The sequence below is a fragment of the Neomegalonema perideroedes DSM 15528 genome (genome assembly GCF_000374145.1).
Classification (GTDB): domain Bacteria; phylum Pseudomonadota; class Alphaproteobacteria; order Rhodobacterales; family Rhodobacteraceae; genus Neomegalonema; species Neomegalonema perideroedes.
Genome location: NZ_KB893654.1, coordinates 1,085,288 through 1,106,922, shown reverse-complemented (window position 1 = coordinate 1,106,922; position 21,635 = coordinate 1,085,288). Strand labels below are relative to the sequence as shown.

At 67.4% G+C, this 21,635-nt stretch carries 17 protein-coding genes and 1 pseudogene; 7 read left to right on the top strand and 11 right to left on the bottom strand.

Going from position 1 to position 21,635, the window contains the following annotated elements:
* Positions 1 to 72 precede the first annotated feature (72 nt).
* The 8 genes from B161_RS0112310 to nhaA form a co-directional block, all read right to left on the bottom strand.
* The gene (locus B161_RS0112310; RefSeq protein ID WP_018633719.1) at positions 73 to 2,070 is read right to left on the bottom strand and encodes a sensor histidine kinase; all 1,998 of its coding nucleotides are present in this window, start codon (positions 2,068 to 2,070) and stop codon (positions 73 to 75) included.
* The gene (locus B161_RS17960) at positions 2,063 to 3,268 is read right to left on the bottom strand and encodes a sigma-54-dependent transcriptional regulator (RefSeq protein ID WP_018633718.1); all 1,206 of its coding nucleotides are present in this window, start codon (positions 3,266 to 3,268) and stop codon (positions 2,063 to 2,065) included. The genes B161_RS0112310 and B161_RS17960 overlap by 8 nt, the downstream gene beginning before the upstream one ends.
* A 56-nt stretch (positions 3,269 to 3,324) precedes the next feature.
* Positions 3,325 to 4,215: a LysR family transcriptional regulator gene (locus B161_RS17955; protein ID WP_018633717.1), complete on the bottom strand. Its 891-nt coding sequence runs from the start codon at positions 4,213 to 4,215 to the stop codon at positions 3,325 to 3,327.
* Positions 4,216 to 4,231: 16 nt separating this feature from the next.
* Positions 4,232 to 4,699: an OsmC family protein gene (locus B161_RS0112295; RefSeq protein WP_018633716.1), complete on the bottom strand. Its 468-nt coding sequence runs from the start codon at positions 4,697 to 4,699 to the stop codon at positions 4,232 to 4,234.
* On the bottom strand, positions 4,692 to 5,873 hold the full coding sequence (locus tag B161_RS0112290; protein WP_018633715.1) for a cobalamin-independent methionine synthase II family protein: 1,182 nt from the start codon (positions 5,871 to 5,873) through the stop codon (positions 4,692 to 4,694). The genes B161_RS0112295 and B161_RS0112290 overlap by 8 nt, the downstream gene beginning before the upstream one ends.
* Before the next feature lie 3 nt (positions 5,874 to 5,876).
* Positions 5,877 to 6,710, bottom strand: coding sequence for a phosphate/phosphite/phosphonate ABC transporter substrate-binding protein (locus B161_RS0112285; protein WP_018633714.1), 834 nt, complete (start codon positions 6,708 to 6,710; stop codon positions 5,877 to 5,879).
* Positions 6,711 to 6,795: 85 nt separating this feature from the next.
* The gene (locus B161_RS0112280; RefSeq protein WP_018633713.1) at positions 6,796 to 7,905 is read right to left on the bottom strand and encodes an acyl-CoA dehydrogenase family protein; all 1,110 of its coding nucleotides are present in this window, start codon (positions 7,903 to 7,905) and stop codon (positions 6,796 to 6,798) included.
* Between the two features lie 423 nt (positions 7,906 to 8,328).
* Positions 8,329 to 9,510, bottom strand: coding sequence for a Na+/H+ antiporter NhaA (nhaA, locus tag B161_RS0112275; RefSeq protein WP_018633712.1), 1,182 nt, complete (start codon positions 9,508 to 9,510; stop codon positions 8,329 to 8,331).
* A 270-nt stretch (positions 9,511 to 9,780) separates the two neighbouring features.
* Between nhaA and B161_RS0112270 the strand changes: the two genes are divergently transcribed.
* Complete coding sequence (locus tag B161_RS0112270; RefSeq protein WP_018633711.1) at positions 9,781 to 10,335, top strand: SMI1/KNR4 family protein; 555 nt, start codon at positions 9,781 to 9,783, stop codon at positions 10,333 to 10,335.
* Between the two features lie 54 nt (positions 10,336 to 10,389).
* On the opposite strand, the gene B161_RS0112265 is transcribed toward B161_RS0112270, so the two are convergent.
* Positions 10,390 to 11,586 (bottom strand): acetate/propionate family kinase, encoded by a 1,197-nt coding sequence (locus B161_RS0112265; protein WP_018633710.1) that lies wholly within the window; start codon positions 11,584 to 11,586, stop codon positions 10,390 to 10,392.
* The gene (locus tag B161_RS0112260) at positions 11,583 to 12,965 is read right to left on the bottom strand and encodes a bifunctional enoyl-CoA hydratase/phosphate acetyltransferase (protein ID WP_018633709.1); all 1,383 of its coding nucleotides are present in this window, start codon (positions 12,963 to 12,965) and stop codon (positions 11,583 to 11,585) included. Before B161_RS0112260 ends, B161_RS0112265 begins: the two co-directional genes overlap by 4 nt.
* Before the next feature lie 403 nt (positions 12,966 to 13,368).
* Between B161_RS0112260 and pstS the strand changes: the two genes are divergently transcribed.
* From pstS to B161_RS0112230, 5 genes are all read left to right on the top strand, one after another.
* Positions 13,369 to 14,448 carry a phosphate ABC transporter substrate-binding protein PstS gene (gene pstS, locus B161_RS0112250; protein WP_205619242.1) on the top strand — a complete coding sequence of 360 codons (1,080 nt, stop codon included), beginning with the start codon at positions 13,369 to 13,371 and terminating at the stop codon, positions 14,446 to 14,448.
* 65 nt (positions 14,449 to 14,513) lie between these two features.
* Entirely contained in the window at positions 14,514 to 16,250 is a 1,737-nt protein-coding gene (locus tag B161_RS0112245) for a Na/Pi cotransporter family protein (protein WP_018633706.1), read from the top strand.
* A 241-nt stretch (positions 16,251 to 16,491) separates the two neighbouring features.
* Positions 16,492 to 18,093: a vWA domain-containing protein gene (locus tag B161_RS0112240; RefSeq protein ID WP_018633705.1), complete on the top strand. Its 1,602-nt coding sequence runs from the start codon at positions 16,492 to 16,494 to the stop codon at positions 18,091 to 18,093.
* Positions 18,090 to 18,686: a 5-bromo-4-chloroindolyl phosphate hydrolysis family protein gene (locus tag B161_RS0112235; protein ID WP_018633704.1), complete on the top strand. Its 597-nt coding sequence runs from the start codon at positions 18,090 to 18,092 to the stop codon at positions 18,684 to 18,686. The genes B161_RS0112240 and B161_RS0112235 overlap by 4 nt, the downstream gene beginning before the upstream one ends.
* A 20-nt stretch (positions 18,687 to 18,706) precedes the next feature.
* Positions 18,707 to 19,771, top strand: coding sequence for a substrate-binding domain-containing protein (locus B161_RS0112230; RefSeq protein WP_018633703.1), 1,065 nt, complete (start codon positions 18,707 to 18,709; stop codon positions 19,769 to 19,771).
* A gap of 124 nt (positions 19,772 to 19,895) precedes the next feature.
* Here B161_RS0112230 and B161_RS20300 read toward each other — a convergent pair.
* Positions 19,896 to 19,967 (bottom strand): annotated as a pseudogene (locus B161_RS20300) (hypothetical protein); the annotation flags it as partial.
* Positions 19,968 to 20,146: 179 nt separating this feature from the next.
* Between B161_RS20300 and B161_RS18965 the strand changes: the two are divergent.
* On the top strand, positions 20,147 to 21,484 hold the full coding sequence (locus B161_RS18965) for a caspase family protein (protein ID WP_169338278.1): 1,338 nt from the start codon (positions 20,147 to 20,149) through the stop codon (positions 21,482 to 21,484).
* Positions 21,485 to 21,635 lie beyond the last annotated feature (151 nt).

Below are 21,635 nucleotides of genomic sequence, written 5' to 3'. Positions count from 1 at the left end.
CCTGAGGCTGAGGCTCAGACAATGCGCGCTTCAGACGCATGGAAACGCTGATGACATGATCAGCATCGCTTATCAGCCGACGGAGGGGGCTTCCTCAGGCAGCCAGAGCGTGAAGCTCGACCCCTCTCCCGGCGCGCTCCGGGCGCGGAGTTCTCCGCCGCGCCGGGCGACCAGAGTCTGGCAAATCGCCAGACCTAAGCCCGTTCCGCGCAAGCCCCGCGTGGTGAAGAAGGGGTCGAAGATCCGCGCGAGGACTTCGGGCTTCATGCCCGGGCCCTGATCCCGGATCGTCAGCGCGACTCCGGGGCGGCCGTCCTCCGAGGCGGAGTCTTCGCTGAAGAGTCGCACCACGCCGCCCCGGGGCGTGGCCTGAACGGCGTTGGAGAGCAGATTGACCAGAATCTGCCGCAATTCATGGGCGCTCATCGCGACCCGCCGCGCAGAGCGCGGATCCAGCGCCAGATCCACGCCGCCCGCCTCCAGCAGATGGCGCAGCAGAGGCCGGATCCCCTCCGCCACCCGACGCGGATCGGCGTTCACGGCGCCCTCGGCGAATTCCTCCGGCCGGGCGAATTGCAGAAGCTGGCGCGCCAGAGCCTCCATGCGGGACACCTGCTCCTCGATCAGATGAAGCTCCGTCCCGACCTCGCCGAGGCGATCCTCCAGCAACATGCGCAGAACTTCGAGATTGCCCTGCATCACCGCCAGAGGATTGTTGATCTCATGCGCGACGCCCGCCGCCATCTCGCCGATGGCCGCCAGCTTCTCCGAGAGGATGAGACGCCGCGTCGCGGCTTCGAGCGCCTGATTGGCGCGCAGAAGCTCCGCCGTGCGGGCCTCCACGCGGGCGTTGAGATCGCCGTTGAGCCCGCGCAACTCCTGATCCCGCGCCTGAAGCTGATCGAGCAACCCATCGAAATGCCGCGCGAGCCGCGCGATTTCATCCGCGCTCGGGCCGGAGGCGGCGCGGCTCCGCGCGGCCATGTCTCCGGCCTCGACGCGCGAGATGGTCGCGCCCATGGCCTCCAGCGGCCGGAAGACGCTCCGCGCCCAGCGCAGGAACAAGGGCAGAGTCAGCAAAGCCACGGCGAGAAAGGCCGCCCCGCTGATCGCCCATGTGATCCGGCGGGCGGCGGCGTAAGGCGCCTTGGGGACTCCGGCGTAGAGCATCCCGACGCGGCGGCCTTGGGCGTCATGGATCGCGTCATAGGCCGAGAAATACCAGGCGTCGACCACGAAGGCGAGATCGCGCCAGCCTTCGCCCTGCTCCAGAACCTGCGCGCGCACCGCCTCGGAGGCGCGGGTGCCCAAGGCGCGCGCCCCGCCCGAGGGGCGCAGGGTGGTGGCGACGCGCAGATCCTCCAGAAACAACGTGACCACGCCGAGATCCAGCCCCTCGCGGGCTTCCGGCGGCGTCTCCGGGCGGGTGGCCGGATAAACGAGATCGCCGATGCGGTCCACGAAGCCCTCGTCGCGGTTCAGCAGAAGCCCGCCCGTCAGCAGGCCCGCCGCCCCATCCGCCAGAGGCGCGCGGCTCGTCGCCCGGACGATCAGCCCGCGCCTCTCCTCGCCGGAGGCGTCGCTCAGGGGAATGCGGGCGCGCTCGGCCAGAGCGGGCGAGAGCGCCGCCAGATCCTCCGGCCCGATCAGCAGGATTTCGCCGCCGCTCCGCTCCGGAGCGAGCAAGGGGCTTTCCGGCGCCGGATGCGCCTCCGGAGGGCTGGCGGCGAGAATCCGCCCCGCTTCGTCGGTCAGGAGCAGATAATCAAGGCCGAGCCTTGCGCGGCTTTCGGCGAGCAGAGCGGCGGAATCTCCGGCGGCGAGGCGGCCCTGAAACTCCGCCGAAAGCCCCAGAGCCTCCACGGCCCGGCCCGCGCCCTCGACGCGCTCCAGCAGATAGCGCCGCGCCACCGCCAGATCGCTGGCCACACGGGCGATGAGCACCTGATCCATGCGCCAAGTCCAGCGCGTGGTCGTCACGCCGATCAGCAGAGGCGTCAGAAGCAGCGTCGGCAAAAGCGCGAGGAGGAGCAGCCGGAGCCGGACGGAGCTTCCGGCGGCTTTAGCCATGAGCGGAATCGGCGGGGAGACGCCCGAGGATCAAAGCCCGCTCGATGAAATTGCGCAATTCGCGCAAGTTCCCCGGCCAGTCCTGAGCCTTCAGAGCCGCCTCGACCTCGGGCGGGATCGGCAGGGCGGGACGATTCAGCCTCTGCGCCAGCTGCGCCATGAAGAGCCGCGCCAATTCGGGGATGTCCTCGCGGCGCTCCCGCAGAGGCGGCAAATGCAGCCGCAGCACATTGATCCGGTGATAGAGATCGGCCCGGAAGAGGCCCTCGGCCGCCCGCGCCTCCAGATCGGCCTTCGCGGAGAAGATCAGCCGCACGTCGACCGGAAAGGCGCGCTCCGCTCCGAGGGGCCGCACCCGGCGCTCCTCCAGAACCCGCAGGAGCTTCGCTTGCGTCGAGAGCGGCGCCTCCGCGATTTCGTCGAAGAAGAGCGTCCCGCCCTGAGCCTGAAGAAAAAGCCCCTCGCGCCGCCCTTTGGCGCCGGGGAAAGCGCCCTCGACATGGCCGAACAGCTCGGATTCCGCCATCTCCTCCGGCATGGCCGCGCAATCGACGGGGATGAAGGGGCGATCCGCGCGGTCCGACAGGCTGTGGATCATCCGCGCCGCGACCTCCTTGCCCGTCCCGGATTCTCCGGTCAGCAGCGCCGAGCTCGGCGAGGGCGCCGCCTGAGCGATGGCCGCGCGGATCTCCTCCATGGCGGGCGAAGCGCCGGTCAGACGAGCCGTCTCCTCCGAGGCGCGGCGGATCTCGCGGCGCAAGAGGGTGTTTTCAGCCTTGAGGCGGCTCCGCTCGACGGCGCGCAAGGCGGCGTTGAGGATCTGGTTCGCCCGGAAGGGCTTGAGCACCAGATCGGCGGCGCCCGCCTGCATGGCCTCGATGGCCATTTCGAGATCGCCGAAGGCCGAGATCAGCACCACAGGCGGCGTATGGCCCTTCTCCCGCTGGCGCGCGAGCCAGTCGAGGCCCCGCGCCTCGCCGAGCATATTGTCGAGGACGATCAGGTCGAAGGCCTCGACGGCCAGCCATTCCTCCGCCTCCTCCAGATCGGCGGCCTGTTCGACCCGGCGGCAGCGCGGCCCGAGAATCCGCCAGAGGAAATTGCGCATCCCCGCTTCGTCGTCGACGATCAGCACGGAGCTCCGGCTCAGAAGCCCCGCGTCGGAGGACGCGTCCTGAAGGCTGGCGGCGGTCGACAAGACGGCTCCTCCTCTTCCCGAACCGGGCATGTCTTGGGGGATAGGCTCCGCCGCGCTCAGGCGGAGGGGGCGGCCTGCGTCCACTCCTCGCGCAGCGCGGCGACGCAGTCAAGCAGCGCCTGAGCCATGGGCGAAGGCGGCTCGCGCGCCGCCGTGAGCAGGCCGAGGCTCGGGGCCGCCGACTCCTCGTCCAGCGGATGCAGAAGAATCTCATCCTCCGCGCCGAGCAGATGGCGGAAAGCCTCCGGGACCACGGCGCACCAGAGCCCCTCCCGCAGATGGGCCAGCACGCCGTCCAGCCCGGAGCAGACCACCGCCGCGCGGATCTTGCGCGGAGCGAACTCCCGGCGCGCCGTCTCCTCCGTCGCGCAGAGGGGCTGACTGGCGGCGTCGCTCCAGCCATGGGCGAGGCCCGAGGCGAAGGGGTGGTCCTTGCGGCAGGCGAAGAGCGGCGCCTCGCGCCAGAGCGGCGTCCAGACGAGCCCTTCGGCCTCCTCCTCCGGGGCGCGCGTGAGGCCGCCCTCCAGCGCGAGGCCGCGCAGCCCTTCGAGGATCGCCTCCGGCGCAAGCTGGCTGATCGAGACCCGCGCCAGAGGATTGCGCGCCTCGAAGCGGGCGGAGAGCGCCGGGACCAAAGGCGCCGCCGCCGAAAGGACGCCCAGCCGCAGAGCTCCCGTCAGGCCGCCCTTGCGCCGCCCGTCGAGCGCCGCGCGGAGGTCGCCGTAATCGGCGAGGATGCGGCGCCCCCAGATCAACACGCGCTCGCCTTCGGCGGTGAGTCCCATGAAACGCTGTCCCCGCAGGATCAGCGTGACGCCGAGATCCTCCTCCAGCTTGCGCAGGGCCAAAGATAAAGCGGGCTGGGTCACGCCGCAGAGATCCGCCGCGCGGCCGAAATGCCGCTCCTCGGCGAGGGTGACGAAGAAATCCAGATGACGGATGAGCAAATCGGCTCCTCTGCGGCTAATCCAGCGGCTTGAAGAGGACCGCGACGTCGGCGCTTCTCGCCAGCGTCTGATAGACAGGGCAAAGGCGCAGCGCCTCCTGACAGAAATCCCCGAAGGCTTCCGGCGTCAAGCCTGTGTACGCGTAGATCCTCGCCCGGATGCGGCTGAAATGCGGAGTCCCCCCGGCGCCCCTCACGCCGACCAGCGGCAGAGGATCGGCCAGTTGCAGCGACAAAGATCCCTCCAGATCCTCGACCGGCACGCCGCGCCTGCGGCCATGGGCGCGCAGAGTCAGCATGAGGCTGCTCAGCAAGGCGCCGGCGAAATAATCGACGCTGCTGATCTCCGCGCTCTCATTGTCGAAGCTGATCGCGGAGCCCACGGCGAAGGAAGTTTTATCCGTGAAGACCTTGACCTCGCCGGAATCGCGGGCGACGGCGCGAAAGCTCATGTCGTGGAAGCGGGATTCATAGACCTCAGCCATGGCGCCGCCTGAGGATCCGCGCGGCCTCGGTCATGGCCGAGACCTTGCGTCCGATGACCTCTTCGACGTTCATCGGGCGATTGGCGAAAGTGGCGAAGCCGCAATCGGGCGTCAGCATGAGGCGCTCCGGCGGCAGCCAGCGCAAGGCTTCCTCAGCGCGGTTCAGGATCTCCCCGACGCTCTCCACATGGTCGATGCGCGGATTGACGACGCCAAGCCCCAGAATGGTCCCGGAGCCGAGCCGCCCGTCCTCCAGCAAGGCCGAAAGCTCGCCCGCGCGGGGCGTGGAGCATTCCAGCTCCAGCAGAGGCGCCCGGACTTCGGCGAAGAGATCCAGCAAAGGCGTATAGGGGCCGCTGAGCAAGGTGCTTTCGTCGCGGCTCCAGTTGCCGCGGCAGACATGCAGCGCCGCCAGAGAGCGGGAGGCGTCGACATGGGCCAGAACCGGCGCGATCAGCGAAGCGGCGAAGGCCAGCTCTTCGGCGGGGTCTTTGCGCTCGGAAAGGGCGGCGCACATGAAGGAGCGCGGACGGCCCTCGGTGAAGATCACCTCGGTGAGCACGGGCTCGTCGAACTGGATGACGGCGGCGCCCGCCTCCTGAAGCCGGGAGACCTCCTGCTGGAGCAGAGCCACGACGTCGCGGCCCAATTCCTCCTTATCGGCGTAGGCCCGCCCCGAGAGCGGCGCCAGCCACATGGAGCGGGTCAGCAGATAGGGGCCGGGCAGCGTGACCTTCAGCGGCGCGGAGCTATGGCGCTTCATCAGCTCCAGTTCCGGCAGAGCGATTCCGCCGCGATCTCCGAGCCTTCCCGTGCAGATGGCGTTGCGGATGCTGACCGCGGGCACGTCCAGAATGGCGAGGATCTGCTCGAAGGCCTTCTTATCCTCGATATGATCGAGCAATTGGCCCATATCCATCATCTCGACGCCGGAAAGCCGATCCGCGACGAAGGAGACGTAATTATCGCGGCCGAATTCGCCGCTCGTGAGGAGGTCGAGGCCCCAGTCCTCCTGAAGGGCGAGCGCCCGCCGCGTCTCCGCCTCGACCAAAGCGTCGAAAGCCTCGCGGGCCAGCGCGCCCTTGCGCAGGCCCCGCAATCCGTCGAGGATCGCCTTGGGGCGGGGCAGACTGCCCATCAGGGAGGCGGCGAAGAGCGGCGGGCGGGCGGCCATGGCTCAGGACTTCCCTGCGGAGGCGCCGAAGAACTTCAGATAATCGCAGGCTTCCTGCAATTGGGCGAAGCCGCTGGTCCGGCCCGGAACCCAAGCCTTCAGCCCCTCCATGTCCATCATGGTCTTATGGTCCGGGTTCTTATAATCCATGCGGTTGAGCACCTCCATCCAGCGCTCGAAACGCTCCGGCTGAAGATCCGGGCGGCCGACGAAGATGCAATGGTCGAATTCCGGCGTGGCGGCGATGACGGCGATCTGATTGGCGTCGAGCGTTCCATCCTTGCGCCAAGCCTCGACATTCAGATCCAGAGCGGCGGCCGCGTCGACTTCGCCCGCTTGCAAGGCTTTGACGGCGTCCAGCTCGCCGCCGACGTGATCGCCATGCAGCCCCACGCCGACGTCGAAGCGCTTCTCGACGTAATCGCGCCCGAACTCCAGACCATGGCGGCGCAGCAGATTGATCGGGATCAGCCGCGCCTGAGGCGAATCCGAGGCGCCGAGCCCCACGGTCTTGCCTTTCAGCTCGGCCAAGCTGGTCGGGCCGCCGTTCTTGCGCGCGAGGATATAGGTCTTGCGGTCGCGATCAGTGTCGCGCATCGCGCCATAGAGGCAACGCCCCTCCCCGCGCAAATGGCAATCCGCCCAAGCGAGCGGAGAATTCCAGGCGACGTCGATCTCACCCGCGAAAAGGCCGTCCACCTGGCTCTTGTAATCGCTATAGAATTCGCATTGCGTCTCCAAGCCCTCGCGCCGGAAGAAATCGGCGATGATCCCCCAGATGACGGTGACTTTGGGATCGTAGATGACGGCTCCGACCTTGATCGCTTCGCTGCTCATGGCGTCAGTCTTTCCTGAGATGAATCTGGGGCTGAATTCGGAAATCCGGACGGCGCGGAGAACCCCCTCCGCGCCGCCCGTCGCGTCAGGGGATCGGCTGGTCGGTCAGGATCTTGCCGAGCCACACGTTCAGCACGTCCACGCCGGGCGCCATGACTTGGCCGGCGTAGGCGTCGCGCAGGAAACGCTCGATGGGGAGCGCCTTGTTATAGGCCTTGCCGCCGCCCACCCGCATGGCGAGCCGTCCGCATTCGATGGCGGATTCCGCCGAGAAGACGCGGGCCGCGAGGATCTTCGGCAAAGCCTCGGCCTCGGCGCGGGCGGCCTCCAGAGTCAGGCTGCGGGCCGCCGCCGCGCGGACGTAGATCGCCGCGAGGTGGTTCTGCACGGTTTCAATATGGCTGAGCGCCGAACCATCGGGATATGTGCGGGATTTGGCGTGTTGGGCGGCGAGGACGCCGAGAGTCGAGCAAACGCCGCTGTAGATCGCCGCGAGGCCGGTCACGAAGAAGATCGACACCACGCCGAGAAGCTGATCCTGCCCCGAGCCCGCCGCGCCGATCCGGGCGTCGAAGCCGAGCTTCACGTCGTCGAGCAGCATCGGACAAGAGATGTTGGAGCGCATGCCGAGCCCGTTCCAGGCGCTGCTCTGAAAGCTCACGCCCGGCGTGGCGAGCGGCAAGGCCCAGTTGTCGAGCTTGCCCTCCTCCTCGGAGCGCGTGATGATCATGTAGGTGGAGGCTTTGCCCGCCGAGGTCACCATGCTCTTGGCGCCGTTGATCGTCACGCCCTCGGGGCCGAAGGCCGCTTCGATCTGCGGATTGTAGAAATGCGTGCCGGAACCGAACTCGCTATAGGCGAGCGCCATGAATTTTCCGTCCAGAACGTCCTTGCAGATCCGGCGCTTCTGCGCCTCGGAGCCGTGAGTCAGGGCGCATCTCAGCGCCACGTTATGCATCATATAGCAAAGCGCGGCGCTGGGATTGGCCTCGGCGAAGGCGAGGCAGGCTTCAGCGTGCTCGGGAAGGCCGCCGCCTTTTCCGCCGAGCTCCTCGGGGATCAGCAGCGCGAACCAGCCATGAGCGGCCATCTGCCTGAAGGCTTCGTCCGGAAAAGACGCCGTGGCGTCGCATTCGGCGCTCGTGGGCAGGATATGCGCGCGGGCGAAGTCCTGAGCCTGCTCATAAACGGACATTTCTGTTCTCCTCTGGCTGATGCGCTGTTTCCTGAAAAAACGGGCTGCGGTTCGGCGCCGGGCTCTTTCTTCGAAAGGCCGGCCGCAACGCGAAATTCGGGCGCAGCCGCGCCGCGATCCGTTTCGCGCCGCGGCGTCGAAGCCGCAGGGCGAAGACGTCATCCGAGGCGCGTCTCCGGCGCGTCGGACGGGATCCGGGGGCCGCAGCCTCCGACAGAGGTCGGGAGGTTCGGGCGCGGGGCGAATTGGGAGATGGGGGAAAAAAGACGGAGGACGCTCATGGGGGCGTTTCCCTGTTCGGGGCGGCGCGGACCCTCCGCAGCCGCAACCACGCCCCTCTCTTGCCACCTCGCCCCACGTCGGGCAAGGATTTTAGGCTCCGCGCAGACGCTCCTGCTCGAAGAGGAGCGCCTGCGGGAGGTCTCAAGCCTCGCGGCTTCGGCCTGCGAAGCGCAGCACGAGATAGCCGCCGAGGCCCGCGACGAGCGATCCGGCGAGGATGCCGAACTTCACCCGGTCCTGAAGCAGAGGATCGTCGAAGGCCAGAAGCCCGATGAAGAGGCTCATGGTGAAGCCGATGCCGCAGAGCAGCGACAGGCCGAACATCTGCGTCCAGTTCGCGCCCGCCGGAAGCTCCGCGGCTCCGCTGCGGACCATCAGGACGACCGCGCCGAAGACGCCGATCAGCTTGCCGAGCACAAGGCCGCCCGCCACGCCCAGAGACAAGGGCTCCGTCAGCACCGAGGGCGAGACCCCCGCGAAGGAGACTCCGGCGTTGGCGAAGCCGAAGATCGGCACGATCAGGAAGGCCACCGGCAGATGCAGGGCGTGCTCCAGCTTGCGCAAAGGAGAAACCTCCCCGGCGCCGGAGAGCGCCTTCAGCGGGACGGTCAGCGCCAGCAGCACCCCCGCGACCGTCGCATGGACGCCCGAGCGCAGCACGAAGACCCAAAGCGCGAGGCCCAGCAGCAGATAAAGCGGCAGAGAAGCGACGCCCCGCAAATTCAGAGCGACCAGAACGCCCAGAACCGCCGCCGCGCCCGCCAGATCCCAGAGCGACAAAGAGCTGGTGTAGAACAACGCGATGATCACGACCGCGCCGAGATCGTCGATGATCGCCAGCGCCGCCAGAAACACCTTCAGCGAAGGCGGGACGCGCGGCCCCAGCAGAGACAGCACGCCGAGAGCGAAAGCGATGTCGGTCGCGGCGGGGATCGCCCATCCTCGGGCGGTCGCCGGATCCGAACCGTTGAAGGCGAGGTAGATCAGCGCGGGCGCGGCCATGCCGCCCGCCGCCGCGACGCCCGGCAAAAGCCTCCGCGCCCAGCTGGAGAGCTCGCCCTCGGTCATCTCGCGTTTGATCTCAAGCCCGACGAGCAGGAAGAAGACGGCCATCAAGGCGTCGTTGATCCAATGCTGAACGCTCAAAGGGCCGAGATAGGCGTGCACGGCGGAGAAATAGGTTTCGGCTAAAGGCGAATTGGCGATGAGGATCGCCAGCAAGGCGACGAACATCAACAGAAGCCCGCCGGAAGCCTCGCTGTTCAGAAAACGCCGCAGCAGGGAGCGGTCCTGAGCGGACGGCGCAGAATGATGTGAAGACATGAGTCCGTGAACCTCGAAACAGGTTGCATCTGGTTCTCCGTATTGAGGGGGAATCCTCGGCGCACGCAGCACACGCCTGCAGGATCATAACCTGATCGCCGGTCGGATCCGAGAATTTTCCAATCGCGCGGAGGCTAAAGAGCGCCCGCCCCCCGTCGCGACGACGGCGCGGAGCGGCCTTATTCATCAAAACGACCCGGAGGAACGCTTAATCAGGGCTGAGAGGGCGAAGGCTTCCCCCTCATGACGGAGCAGCGAGGGAGAACGGCGATGAACTGGCTGGACGAACTTGAAAAGATCGCGCCGCCGCCTGCGGCGGAGCGGCGAGGCCCGGTCCCCTCGCCGGAGGACTGGGCCGCCGCCGAGCAGGCTCTGGGTCTGCGGATCCCCGGCGACTACAAGGCATTCGTCGCGCGCTACGGCTCCGACGGCGCCTTCGCCGAGGAGTTTTCCTGCTATTCGCCGGTTTCGGCGTATCAGGCCCTGTCTTTGCCCCGGGCGACCGAAGGTCAGGCTTGGGCCTATAGCGAGATGCAAAGCAGCTCTCCGCGTCGTTTCCCGATGCCTCTTTTCCCGGCTCCGGGCGGCTTCTTCGCCATAGGCGTCTCAGGCAACGGCGATTATTTCGGCTGGATCGTCGGCGCGGGCGCGCCCGAAACCTGGCGGGCCGCCTGGCTGGGAGACGAGGAAGGCGAGGCCGACGTCTACGACATGTCCCTCACGCAATGGCTGGTCGCCTTCGTTCAGGGCCGGATCAGAGGCAAGGCCATGTGGGTTCCCCCGCCTGAGGATCTGCCCATGCGGTTCTTCGGGCCTCGGACCTGACCGCTTCGGGAGAAGCGCCCGCCGAAGGGCGGGCGCCGCTCTCAGTCTGAAGCCTCAGCCTTCGGAGACTCCCGCGACGGCGCGGGCGGCCCGGGCGATCACCAATTCCTCCTTCGTGGGCACGATCATCGCCGTGGTGCGGGCGAATTCCGAGGAGATGACGGTGGCGTTTTTGGCGTTGAGCCCATGGTCGATCTCAACGCCCATCCAGCCGAGCCTTTCGCAGATCCGCCGCCGGATCATCCGCGAATTCTCGCCGATGCCGCCGCAGAAGACCAAAGCGTCTATGCCGCCCATCACCGCCGCCATGGCGCCCAGCTCGCGCTGAGTCCGGAAGACGAAGTAATCTATGGCGCGATGAGCCTGCTCGTTATCGGCGGCCTCCAGCGTGCGCATGTCGTTGGAGAGCCCGCCCGAAAGGCCCAGAAGCCCGGATTCGTTATACAGGATCTGGCGGATCTGCGCGGTGTCGAGCTTCTCCTGATCCAGCATATAGAGCAGAACCCCCGGATCCACCTGACCGCAGCGCGTGCCCATAGGCAGGCCGTCCAGAGCCGAAAAGCCCATGGAGGAGGCCACCGAGCGTCCGCGATAAATCGCGCACATCGAGGCGCCGTTGCCTAAATGCGCCACCACCACCCGTCCCGCCATGAGATGCGGCGCGAGGCGCGCGAGCTCGCCGGTCACATATTCATAGCTCAGGCCGTGGAAGCCGTAGCGGCGCACGCCCTTCTCGTAATAGCGGTGCGGAATGGCGAAGGTGTCGTTCACGAAGGGCTGGCCGCGATGAAAGGCCGTGTCGAAACAGGCGACTTGCGGAGCCTCGGGGAAAGCCTCCATCGCCAGACGCACCCCCGCCAGATTATGCGGCTGATGCAGAGGCGCGAAAGGCGAAAGCTTCTCCAGATCCGCCATCACCTGCGCGTCGAGCCGGACCGGGGCGGTGTAGTCCGCGCCGCCATGCACCACGCGATGCCCGATCGCCGCCAGACGCAGATCCGGGTAAGCCGCCCGCAGACTCGCGATGACCGCCGCGAAGGCTCCCGCATGGCTGCTCAGATCCGCGCCCTCGGGGAGCGGCAGGATCTCGCCCGCCGCCGTCTTGAGCTTCAAGGCGCCCTCCGGGCCGATGCGCTCGGCCTGACCCGAGACGAGGGGATCCTCGCCGGAGGCGCCGTAAAGCGCCGCCTTCAGAGAAGAGGAGCCCGCATTGAGCACCAGAAAGGCTTGATGCGCCGGATCCCGCGTCATTTCGCTTCTCCCGAACGCGCGTGATGCAGCGCGGCCACCGCGCAGGAGGCCAGACGCGCCATAGGGCTGTCCGAGCGCGAATTGAGGATCACCGGCGCGCGCGCGCCCAAGACCAGACCCGCGCCCTCGGCGTGGCTGATGAAGGAGAGCTGCTTCGCCAGCATGTTGCCCGCGTCGATGTCGGGCGCCACGAGGATGTTGGCCCGACCCGCCACGCCGCCTTTGAGGCCCTTGGTGCGGGCGGCGCCCATGTCGACGGCGTTGTCCATGGCGAGGGGGCCTTCGACCAGCCCGCCTTTGATCTGGCCGCGATCCGCCATCTTCGAGAGCAAAGCCGCGTCCAGCGAGGATTGAATCGCCGGATTCACCGTCTCCACCGCCGAAAGCACGCCCACGCGCGGCTCCATGCCGAGCGAGAGGGCGAGATCTATGGCGTTCTGGCAGATGTCCACCTTGGCCGCGAGATCCGGCGCGATGTTGATCGCGGCGTCGGTGACCATCACCGGCTCGGGACGCCCCGGAACGTCCATGACGAAGACATGGGTGAAGCGGCGTCCGGCGCGCAGGCCGGTCGTCTTGTCGAGCAGCGCCCGCAACAGGTCGTCGGTGTGGAGGTGGCCCTTCATCACCGCCGCCGCCCGGCCCTCATGCACGAGGCCGCAAGCCGCCGTCGCGGCTTCGGCGTCGCCCCGGACGTCGAGGATCTCGAAGCCCGAGAGATCCGCGCCCAGAGCCTCGCCCGCCGCGCGGATCGCCGAAGCCTCGCCGACGAGGATCGGACGGATGATCCCCTCTTTCGCCGCGAGCAAAGCCCCGCCGAGCGAATTGGCGTCGTCCGGGCAGACCACCGCCACCGGCGCCGTCGGCAAAGCGCGGGCGCGCTCCACCAGAGCCTCGAAATGGCGGTGGCGCTGCACGATCAGCCCCGGCACCTCCACGTCGTCGCGGTCGAATTTAAAGCGCGGCGCCCGCACCTCCGCCACGCCCTTCAGAATCGGCGCGCCGTCGGAGAGCCGCGTGGCCGAGACCGCCAGACGCGCCAGACCCTCCGGCAGCTTCTCCAGCACCTCGACCCGACAGAGCAATTCGTCGCCGGGATGGGCGGAGCCGAGGAATTCGAGGCTCTGGCGGCGGTAGAGCGTGCCGGGGCCGGGCAGCTGGCTTCCCAAAACCGCCGAGATCAGCGAGGCCACGAACATGCCCGGCGCGATCTGCTCGGGATGTCCGTCGCCGTCCGTGTCGGCGTTGGGCAGATGCATCGGGTTGAAGTTCCCCGAGCTGGCCGCGAAGACGTAAAGATCGTCGGGCGTCAGCAGCCGCCGCAACTCGGCGGAATCGCCGGGCTTCATCTCGTCATAGGTGCGGTTCACAAGACGCATCAGGATCAGACCTCGTTCAAAGCCGCGACGGGGAGCGGCGCGGCGGGGAGCGCAGCCATGGATAGAGGATTTTCAATCACATCCTCAAGACCGGCGGGCTCAAGACCGGCGGGCGAAGCGAGAGCATCCGCGCGGGGGCGCCTCCCCCCTGAAGCCGCCCCGAATCCGCCCCTAAGCCGCGCGCGGAACGGCTCCGGGCGCGATCTTCTCCGCCTGTCGTCGTTTTGACGGAGATCCGTCGCGGATCCTTTAAGGGCCAGTGCTAGCCAGAGGCCGGATGGAGCGGGATTAATCTTTTTTTAAGATCTCTTCCTTGGGGGCGAGTTCCTCCCGTTCGATCTCCGGAAAGATTTCGTCCTCCGCAGGCCCTTGGCCTTCCCGGCGACGCAAGGAGAGATCGGCCATGACCGAAGCCCACGGCCTCCGAACATCAGGCGCGAGAATCATGCTGACGGGGGCCTTGGGCCTCGTCGCGGCTCTGGCGGCGACGAGCCTTCAGGCCGCGCCGATTCAAGGCGCCGGCTCCACTTTCGCGGCGCCCGCGATTCAGCGCTGGTCGCGCGATTACGAGGCTCTGCGCGCCGACGGCGGAGATTTCGTCTCGCCGGACTGGCGCGTGGATTACGAGCCCGTCGGCTCGCTCTCCGGGGTGATGCGCCTTGCTCAGCCCGAGGTGGACTTCGCCGCCACCGAGGCGCCGCTGACCGCCGAAGAATTAGAGGCGCGCGGCTGGATTCAATTCCCCATCCTCATGGGCGGCGTCGTGGCGACGGCCAATCTGGAGGGCGTCCCCTCCGGCGAGCTGCGGCTGTCCGGCCCGGTTCTGGCCGGGATCTATCTGGGCGAGATCACGCGCTGGTCGGATCCGGTCCTCGCGGGGATGAACCCCGGCCTGAGCCTGCCGGACGCCGAAATCGAGGTTCTGCACCGCGCCGACGGTTCGGGCTCGACGCAGGTCTTCACGAGCTTCCTCTCCGAGACGAGCCCGGAATGGGCCGGGAAGGCGGGCTCCGATCTGCTGATCGCCTGGCCGGTCGGGCGCGGAGAAAAGGGCTCGGGCGGTCTGGCGGCTCGGGCCGCCGCGACGCCGAACAGCCTCGCCTATGTGGAGTATGGCCAAGCCCTGCGCCAAGGGCTCCCCATGGCGGCGCTTTTGAATCAGGCGGGCGAATTCGTCGCGCCGAGCCCTGAGAGCTTCCGCATCGGCCTCGACGGCGTGGAGTGGAGCGCCGAGCGCGGCTTCCTCGCCGACACCACCAATCTCGCGGGCGCGGGCGCCTATCCCGTGGCCGTGGCGACCTACGCCGTTCTGCCGAAGGATCGGGGCGCCCATCGTCTGCGCCGCGTCTTCGACGTCTTCCACATCGCCTTCAGCCAAGGCGCCGACGAAGCCGAAGCCCTCGGCTTCATCCCGGTTCCGCCGCGGCTCGCCGAGCGGATCGAAGCCTATTGGGCGAGCGTCGCGCCTCCTGCGGTCCGCTGACCTCCCCTCTCTTCCGCCTTTTGCCTCTTGGCCTCTCCGGGCCGCTCTCAACAGCGAGAGACTTTATGGAAATCGACATCTTCAAGGACATCCTCGTCCCGGTCATCGGAGGGCTCGGGCTCTTCATGCTCGGCCTCGAGTTCATGGCCAACGGCATTCAGGCCCTTTCGGTCAACCGGATGCGCGCCTTCCTCGCCAAGGCGGCGGGCACGCCGATCAAGGGCGTGATGGCGGGAACGCTGATCACGGGCGTCATCCAGTCCTCCACCGCCATGACGGTGATGGTGGTGGGCCTCGTCAACGCGGGCGTGGTCGCCCTGAGGCCCGCCATCAGCGTCATCATGGGCGCGAACATCGGCACCACGCTGGGCAACGGCCTGATCGCCTTGCCGCTGGGGCCTTTGGGGCTGATCTTCGCGGGGATCTTCGCGCTGGTCTATTGCTTCGGCAAGAAGGAGAAGACCCGCAACATCGCCCTGACCTGCATGGGCTTCGCGCTGATCTTCTACGGCCTGAACCTCATGACCGGCGGTCTGCGCCCCCTGCGCAACATGCCTGAAGTCATGGAGCTGCTTCAGACGCTCCATGCCGATTCCTATCTCAATCTGATCAAATGCGTGCTGATCGCGGCCAGCATCACCGCGCTGATCCACTCCTCTTCGGCCACCATCGGCATCGTGATGGGCCTCGGCGCGGCGGGCGTGCTGGACTGGCAGACCGCCGTCGCCTTCTCGCTGGGCGCGGATCTCGGCACGACCATCACCTCTTGGATGGCCTCGCTGAACCTCTCCAAAAACGCCAAGCGCGCGGCCTATGCGCATATCTCCTTCAATCTGATCGGCGTCTGCATCACGGTGCCTTTGTTCTTCGTCTCCATCGGAATTCTGAAATGGGGCATGGGCGCGCTGGGGATGGGGGATCCTTCGGTCGCGGTGATGGTCAATGGCCATGAGACCTTCCCGCTGGTGCCGGTGGCGGTGGGCCTTTACTCGACGGTCTTCAACATCTTCAACACCCTGCTGCTCTTCCCCTTCGTGGGCGTCTTCGAGCGGGTGCTCTCCAACGTCGGGCGCACCGACGAGGAGGACGTCGAGGATTATTCGGTTCCGAAATTCCTCAGCCGTCAGGTCGCCGACGATTTCGCCAAGGCCGTTCCCGCCGTGCAGCAGGAGACCGCGCGTCATCTTCAGGCCGGCGCCATGTTCCTGAACATCGCCCGCGGCGACCGAAAAGCCCCCGCCGACCCCGGCGAACATTACCTCGCGACCGACATCCTCAGCCGCGACATCCGCGCTTATACGGCCAACCTCATGAAAGAGGATCTGCCCTATGAGCAGCTCGACCTGATCGCCAGCCTCATCGAGGAGGCCGACTTCACCGCCGCCCTCGCCGAGTCGATGCATCAGGTGGCCCGCCGCGTGAAGCGCGAGAAATTCGGCTCTCATGCTCAGGTGATCGTGGACGCCGCGCTGAATCGTCTCGACGCCGCGCTGCGCCCGATCCTGCCGACCTACGGCGTGCCGGATCCGGTGATGCCTCCGGGCCATCACGGGAGCTTCCCGGAGATCGAGGAGCTGCGCGCCCGCACCCTGAACCTCGGCCCCGACGCGGGCGCCGGAGAGCGCGGCACCATCCTCGCGCTTCTGGGCTCGGTGGAGCGCGCGGAGCTTCTGATTCAACGCATCGCCGCCGAGCGCGCTTCGGTGAATCGTCAGGCGATCCTGACGCGGGCGCAGTCCCGGCCGCAAAGCGAGCCCCGCCGCGACGAGGATCCCGGCTTCGGCGCCGTCCCCGCCGAGTGATCTGAAGCTCCGCCTTCCGCGATGACGCGCCGCCCGTCTCCGCAAGGAGGCGGGCGGCTTCATGTCGCCCCTGTCACGAAAGCGTCGCCGGCCTGTCGCATGATCCCGCCATGAAGTCTGAGAACATGAGGACGGCCGGACCCCGCCCGATCTCCCGCGCCGATCCGCGCCGGGCTCGGGTTCGCTCTTTCGATCGCGCGGGCCTCCGCCGGAAGCCTTCCGCGTCCTCCGGAGATCCGTCATGAAGAAGCTTCTCCTCCTTCTGGGCCTGCTGGCCGTCGCCGGAGCGCTTTACGTCCTCTCCGGCCGCGAGCCGAAACAGGAAGGCGCCTTGCGCATCCTCGCGGGCTCCGAGGCCGAGAGCTTCAAGCCCTTGCTCGACGACTGGTCGCGTCAAAGCGGCGTGAGGGTCGATCTGGTCGCGCGCGGCTCGGTGGAGATCGCTCAGGCGCTCGGGGCGGGACGCGCCATGGAGTTCGACGCCGTCTGGCCCGCCTCTTCGCTCTGGATCTCCTTCGGCGACGAATCCCGCGTCACGCGCCATGCGAAATCCATTGCGCGCAGCCCGGTGGTCTTCGGCGTGCGGCGCTCCATCGCCGAAAAGCTCGGCTGGACCGGGGGCCGCGAGGTCTCGGTGGCGCAGATCGGCGCGGCCGTCTCCTCCGGCGAGATGCGGCTGGCCATGACTTCGGCGACGCAGTCCAATTCCGGCGCTTCGGCCTATTTCGGCTTCCTGCACGCCTTCGCGGGCGGGCCGGACCTCATTGAAACGAAGCATCTGCGCGATCCCGAGGTTCAGGAGCGGACGCGCGAATTCCTTTCAGGGGTGGATCGCTCCTCCGGCTCCTCGAATTGGCTGAAGGACAGCCTGATCGCCAGCTACGACGCCTACGATTCCATGGTGAATTACGAGGCGCTGATCCTCGACGCGGATCGTCAATTGACCGCGCGCGGCGCCGAGCCGCTGCATCTCGTCTATCCCTCGGACGGCCTCGCCATCGCCGACAGCACTCTGGCTTATGTGGATCGCGGCGACGCCGCCCAAGAGGCGCATTTCCTCGCGCTTCAGGAATTCCTCCTCTCGCCGGAAGCGCAAAAGCGCATCGTCGAAACCGGATGGCGCGCGGGGCTGATCGGGGTTCAGGCGCCGGAGGGCGGAATCTGGCGGCGGGAATGGGGCGTCGATCCGGGCCGCGCGCTCTCGCCCATCCCCTTCCCCCGGGGCGAGGTGGTCGGCGAGGCCCTGCGGCTCTATCAAAGCGAACTCCGCAAACCCTCTCTGACCATCTGGCTCGCGGACGTCTCCGGCTCGATGCAGGGCGCGCCCCTCGCGGAGCTGAAGCGGGCCATGACCATGGCGCTCGATCCGGAGCAGGCGGCTTTATCGCTGCTTCAGCCCTCAGCGCGCGACGTGACCATCGTCATTCCCTTCGCCAGCGGCCCCGGCGCGCCTCTGGAGGCCGAAGGCGACGACCCCAAGCTTCTCGGGGCGCTGCTCGCCGAGGTGGAGGCCTTCGAGGCGGGCGGCGGCACGGATCTTTATGGGGCGCTGATCATGGCTTGGGGCCTCCTCGACGCCGCGGAGAAAGAGGGCTTGCTGAAGACTCATCTGCCCGCCGTGGTGGCCATGACCGACGGCGCCGCCGATCCCGCCAACGCCCCGGAGTTCATGCGCCTTCTGGCCTCCGGAGGGCCGGAGGCCAAGGCTCCGATCCATTCCATCGCCTTCGGGAGCGCCGATCTCGCGCAGCTGAACGAACTCGCTCAAAAGACCGTGGGCCGCGTCTTTCGCGCCGACCGAGGGCTTGCGGAGGCTTTGCGCAGCGTGAAGGGCTATAATTGAACCGGGGTCTTTCAGACGGGGCGCGTCATGTTCTGGCCACGGCCGCGGCCGCGGCGGGCTTCCTCGGTTTTTATCTGGGGCTGAAGCTTTCGCCATGGGCGGCTCTGGCTCTGGCGGCGGGGCTCTACGCCGGATTTCTGGCGCTCATCCCGACGCGCAAGACGGCTGCGGAGATCCTCGCGGCCGATCCGGAGGCCGATCTTCTGGAGGCGCGGCGAAAACTGAGCGAGGCGACGGAGCGTCTGCGCGCCGCCGCCTCGGGCGCCGCCCGCGCCGAAGACCGGAGCCTCGCCGAATCCCTCGCGGGCAGAGTGGAGGAGCTGGAGCGCATTTTGCGCGAAGACCCCTCCGATCTGCGCGCCTTGCGCCGCTTCGTCGCGGTTTTCCTGCCCCGCATGGTGGAGAGCATGGAATCCTTCCTGCGGCTCGGACGCTCGGGAGATCCGGCGCTCGAAAGCCGCATCTCGGCTCTGCGCGAGCAGATCGCGGCCTATCCCGCCGCCGTAGATTCCCTTGGCCGGGCGGCCCTGAGCAAGGATCTCGCCTTGCTTGAGGCCGAAGTCGAGGCCTTGTCCTTCCAGATCAGGCGCTGACGCGGCGCGGAGGCTCTTTGATGAAACGCACCCTTCTCGGCCTTCTCATCCTCGGACTCGTGGCGGCGGCGACGGTCTTTCTGACCCAGCGGCGCGGCCCGGAGCCTCTCGCGGTCTCAATGGTCTACGGCGGCGAGAAGACGGCCTTTCTGGAGAATCCCCGGCTGAAGGAGATCCTCGCGCGGGAAGGCGTGACGCTTGCGCTGCAAAGGGCGGGCTCCATTGAGATGGCGACCACGCTGGACGTGGCCGGCAAGGACTGCATCTGGCCTTCGAGCGCGGTGGCGGCGGATATGGCCCGCCTCTCCGGCAAGCGCCCCGTGGCGGTGGAGACGATCTTCTCCTCGCCCATCGTGCTCTTCGGCTGGGATGAGGTGGCCGAAGCCATGTCCGCCGCGCAGCTCCTCCGCGAACGCGAGGGCTTCCTCTATGGCGATACGGTCGCCATCGTCCGCAAGATCATGGAGGGCGCCCGCTGGCGCGAGGATTTCAGCCTCCCGATCTTCGGGCCTTTCCGGGTGCTCTCGACGGATCCGGCCATTTCGAATTCAGGGAATCTCTGGGCGGGGCTGCTGGCCATCGGCATGAACGGCGGCGAGCCCCCCGACCGCGCCCGCATGCGCGAGCTGACTCCGGCCATCAAGACCTATTTCGACGCCATGGGCTATATGGAGACCTCGTCCGGCCCGATGTTCGAGGGCTTCCTCACGCAAGGCATGGGCGCGCGGCCTCTGATTTCGGGCTATGAGAACCAGCTTGTGGAGTTCGTGGCGCAGAACGCCGCCGCCGCCGATCTGATCCGTTCGCGGATCCGGGTGATCTACCCGGAGCCGACGGTCTACGCCTCCCATCCGATGATCGCGATGACGCCCGCCTGTCAAAGGCTGATCGAGATCCTGCGGAGCAAAGAGGTTCAGGACGTCGCCTGGTCCGATCACGGCTTCCGCACAGGTCTGATCGGCGTGACGAACGATCCGGCGGCCTTGCGGCTCGCGCGCCTGCCGGAGACCATCGCGGCGGTGGCGCCCACGCCCTCGGCGGAGGCGACGCTGGATCTCGTCGAGGCCCTGCGCGACGCGCCCTGACCGCGCGAAGCTTGGATCTCGCGGTCTCATGAGGAGGGCGCAGATCCGCTCGACGCGCGCCTTGGGCGTCCAGCTCCGCCAGAGCCGCGCGAGCCAAGGGCGCCGCCACCTGATCGCCTGAAGCCGCCGCCTGCGTGAGCAGACGCCGCGCTTCGCCCGGATCGCGCGGAATCCCGCGCCCCTGCGCATATCTCATGCCGAGATTCGTCACGCCCATGGCGCCCCCCAGATCCGCCGCCCGCCGATAGAGCCGGATCGCCTCGGCTTCGTCCTATGGTCCGCCTCCGGCATACCGACAAAGGAGGATAGCGCGGCTCCGTCTCCGGCGGAGCGCGGGCGCGGCGCGGTCGGGAGGCGAGCGAGGAGATGAAGGCGATGAGGTTCTGGCGTCTGGCGGCCGTGATCGTCACGAGCTTCTCAGGGATGGGGGCTCCGGTCTGGGCGGCGAGCCATGTGGCTCTGGTGATCGGCAACGGCGCCTATGCGACGACGCCTCTGAAAAACCCTCGCCGCGACGCCCAGCGCATGGCGGCGCTGCTGAGCGGTCAGGGCTTCGACGTGGAGGTTTTATATGATCTGGACAAACCGCTGCTGGAGGCGGCTCTGGGGCGGTTCGGCCTGCGGAGCCTGAACGCCGATACGGCGGTTCTCTATTACTCCGGCCATGGGATCGAGGTCGGAGGCGTGAACTACCTCATTCCGATCGGCGCGCAATTGCAGAGCGAGGCCATGGCGCCCTTTCAGGCGGTGCGTCTGCACGACGCTCTGGGCGCCATGCAGGGGGCGACGCGCTTGCAGCTGGCGCTCATCGACGCCTGCCGCAACAACGGCTTTCTGCCGGTCAAGAGCGGCTCCAAGGGGATGGCGCGGGAGGCTTCTCCCTCCGGGCGCCTGCTGATCTCCTTCGCCGCTCTGGCGGGACAGGCGGCGCAAGACGGATCAGGGGATTTCAGCCCCTATACGCAGGCTCTGGCGGAGCTTCTGGAGCGCGATCCTCAGGAGGATCTGCGGCTGGCTCTGACGACGCTGAAGGAGCGGGTGGGCCAATTGGCGGGCGCGCGGCAGGAGCCGAGCGTGGAGATCGGCACGGGCTTTTCTTTGGGCGAAAAGCTCTCGCTCACCGGGCGGGCGGTTCTGGCGACGGCGCCGCCTCCCGCACCCGCGCCCGCGCAGCGGTTCGCTCCGCCTCCCGCCCCTGCGGCGGCTCCGGTTCGCGTCGCCCCGGCGGCCCCGCAGCCCGCGCCTGTCGCCGAGGAGACGCCCGCCCATCTTCTGCCTGAGCCGGGCAGCGTCGCAGCTGGATATCTGGGGCGCGCTCAGGCCGGAAGCGCGGCGGATATGTTTAATCTTGGCAATGATTATGTGAGTGGAGTCAACGGCGCGCCGCAGAGCTACGTTGAAGCTGCGCGTTGGTATCGGCGGGCGGCGGATCGGGGGCACGTCTTCTCCATGTACTATCTTGGAGAAATATACGAACACGGGCGCCAAGGTTTGGCGCAGGATAAAGTCGAGGCGGTTCGATTTTATCAGCAGGCGGCGGATTTGGGAAACGTCTACGCCATGCTTCGCCTTGGTACGATATATGAGAGTGGTTTTGGCATTCCGCGTGATCTTGAGGAAGCCCGACGCTGGTATGAACAGGTGTTGGATGAAGGGGATCTGATGGAACGGCACTGGGCGCGCGAAGCTATCAAACGCCTTGACGGGAAATAAACGCCATGAGGAAAGTAACTCATGAGATAGGGCGTTGGGGAAGATCGGCTGCTGGCCTTCTGGCCTTCGCGGCTCCGACGCTCTGGAGCGCAGGCGTCTGGGCCGCCGGGCGCGTGACTCTGGCGATCTGCAACAGGACCCATGCGCCCTC

What these genes read in the sequence shown, in the direction of transcription:
- B161_RS0112310 (WP_018633719.1), bottom strand. Translation starts at nt 2,070, where the DNA reads ATGGCTAAAGCCGCCGGAAGCTCCGTCCGGCTCCGGCTGCTCCTCCTC.
- B161_RS0112240 (WP_018633705.1), top strand. Translation starts at nt 16,492, where the DNA reads ATGAAGAAGCTTCTCCTCCTTCTGGGCCTGCTGGCCGTCGCCGGAGCG.
- B161_RS0112230 (WP_018633703.1), top strand. Translation starts at nt 18,707, where the DNA reads ATGAAACGCACCCTTCTCGGCCTTCTCATCCTCGGACTCGTGGCGGCG.
- B161_RS0112245 (WP_018633706.1), top strand. Translation starts at nt 14,514, where the DNA reads ATGGAAATCGACATCTTCAAGGACATCCTCGTCCCGGTCATCGGAGGG.
- B161_RS0112265 (WP_018633710.1), bottom strand. Translation starts at nt 11,586, where the DNA reads ATGACGCGGGATCCGGCGCATCAAGCCTTTCTGGTGCTCAATGCGGGC.
- B161_RS0112295 (WP_018633716.1), bottom strand. Translation starts at nt 4,699, where the DNA reads ATGGCTGAGGTCTATGAATCCCGCTTCCACGACATGAGCTTTCGCGCC.
- B161_RS0112285 (WP_018633714.1), bottom strand. Translation starts at nt 6,710, where the DNA reads ATGAGCAGCGAAGCGATCAAGGTCGGAGCCGTCATCTACGATCCCAAA.
- B161_RS0112260 (WP_018633709.1), bottom strand. Translation starts at nt 12,965, where the DNA reads ATGCGTCTTGTGAACCGCACCTATGACGAGATGAAGCCCGGCGATTCC.
- nhaA (WP_018633712.1), bottom strand. Translation starts at nt 9,510, where the DNA reads ATGTCTTCACATCATTCTGCGCCGTCCGCTCAGGACCGCTCCCTGCTG.
- B161_RS0112270 (WP_018633711.1), top strand. Translation starts at nt 9,781, where the DNA reads ATGAACTGGCTGGACGAACTTGAAAAGATCGCGCCGCCGCCTGCGGCG.
- B161_RS0112280 (WP_018633713.1), bottom strand. Translation starts at nt 7,905, where the DNA reads ATGTCCGTTTATGAGCAGGCTCAGGACTTCGCCCGCGCGCATATCCTG.
- B161_RS18965 (WP_169338278.1), top strand. Translation starts at nt 20,147, where the DNA reads ATGAGGTTCTGGCGTCTGGCGGCCGTGATCGTCACGAGCTTCTCAGGG.
- pstS (WP_205619242.1), top strand. Translation starts at nt 13,369, where the DNA reads ATGACCGAAGCCCACGGCCTCCGAACATCAGGCGCGAGAATCATGCTG.
- B161_RS0112290 (WP_018633715.1), bottom strand. Translation starts at nt 5,873, where the DNA reads ATGGCCGCCCGCCCGCCGCTCTTCGCCGCCTCCCTGATGGGCAGTCTG.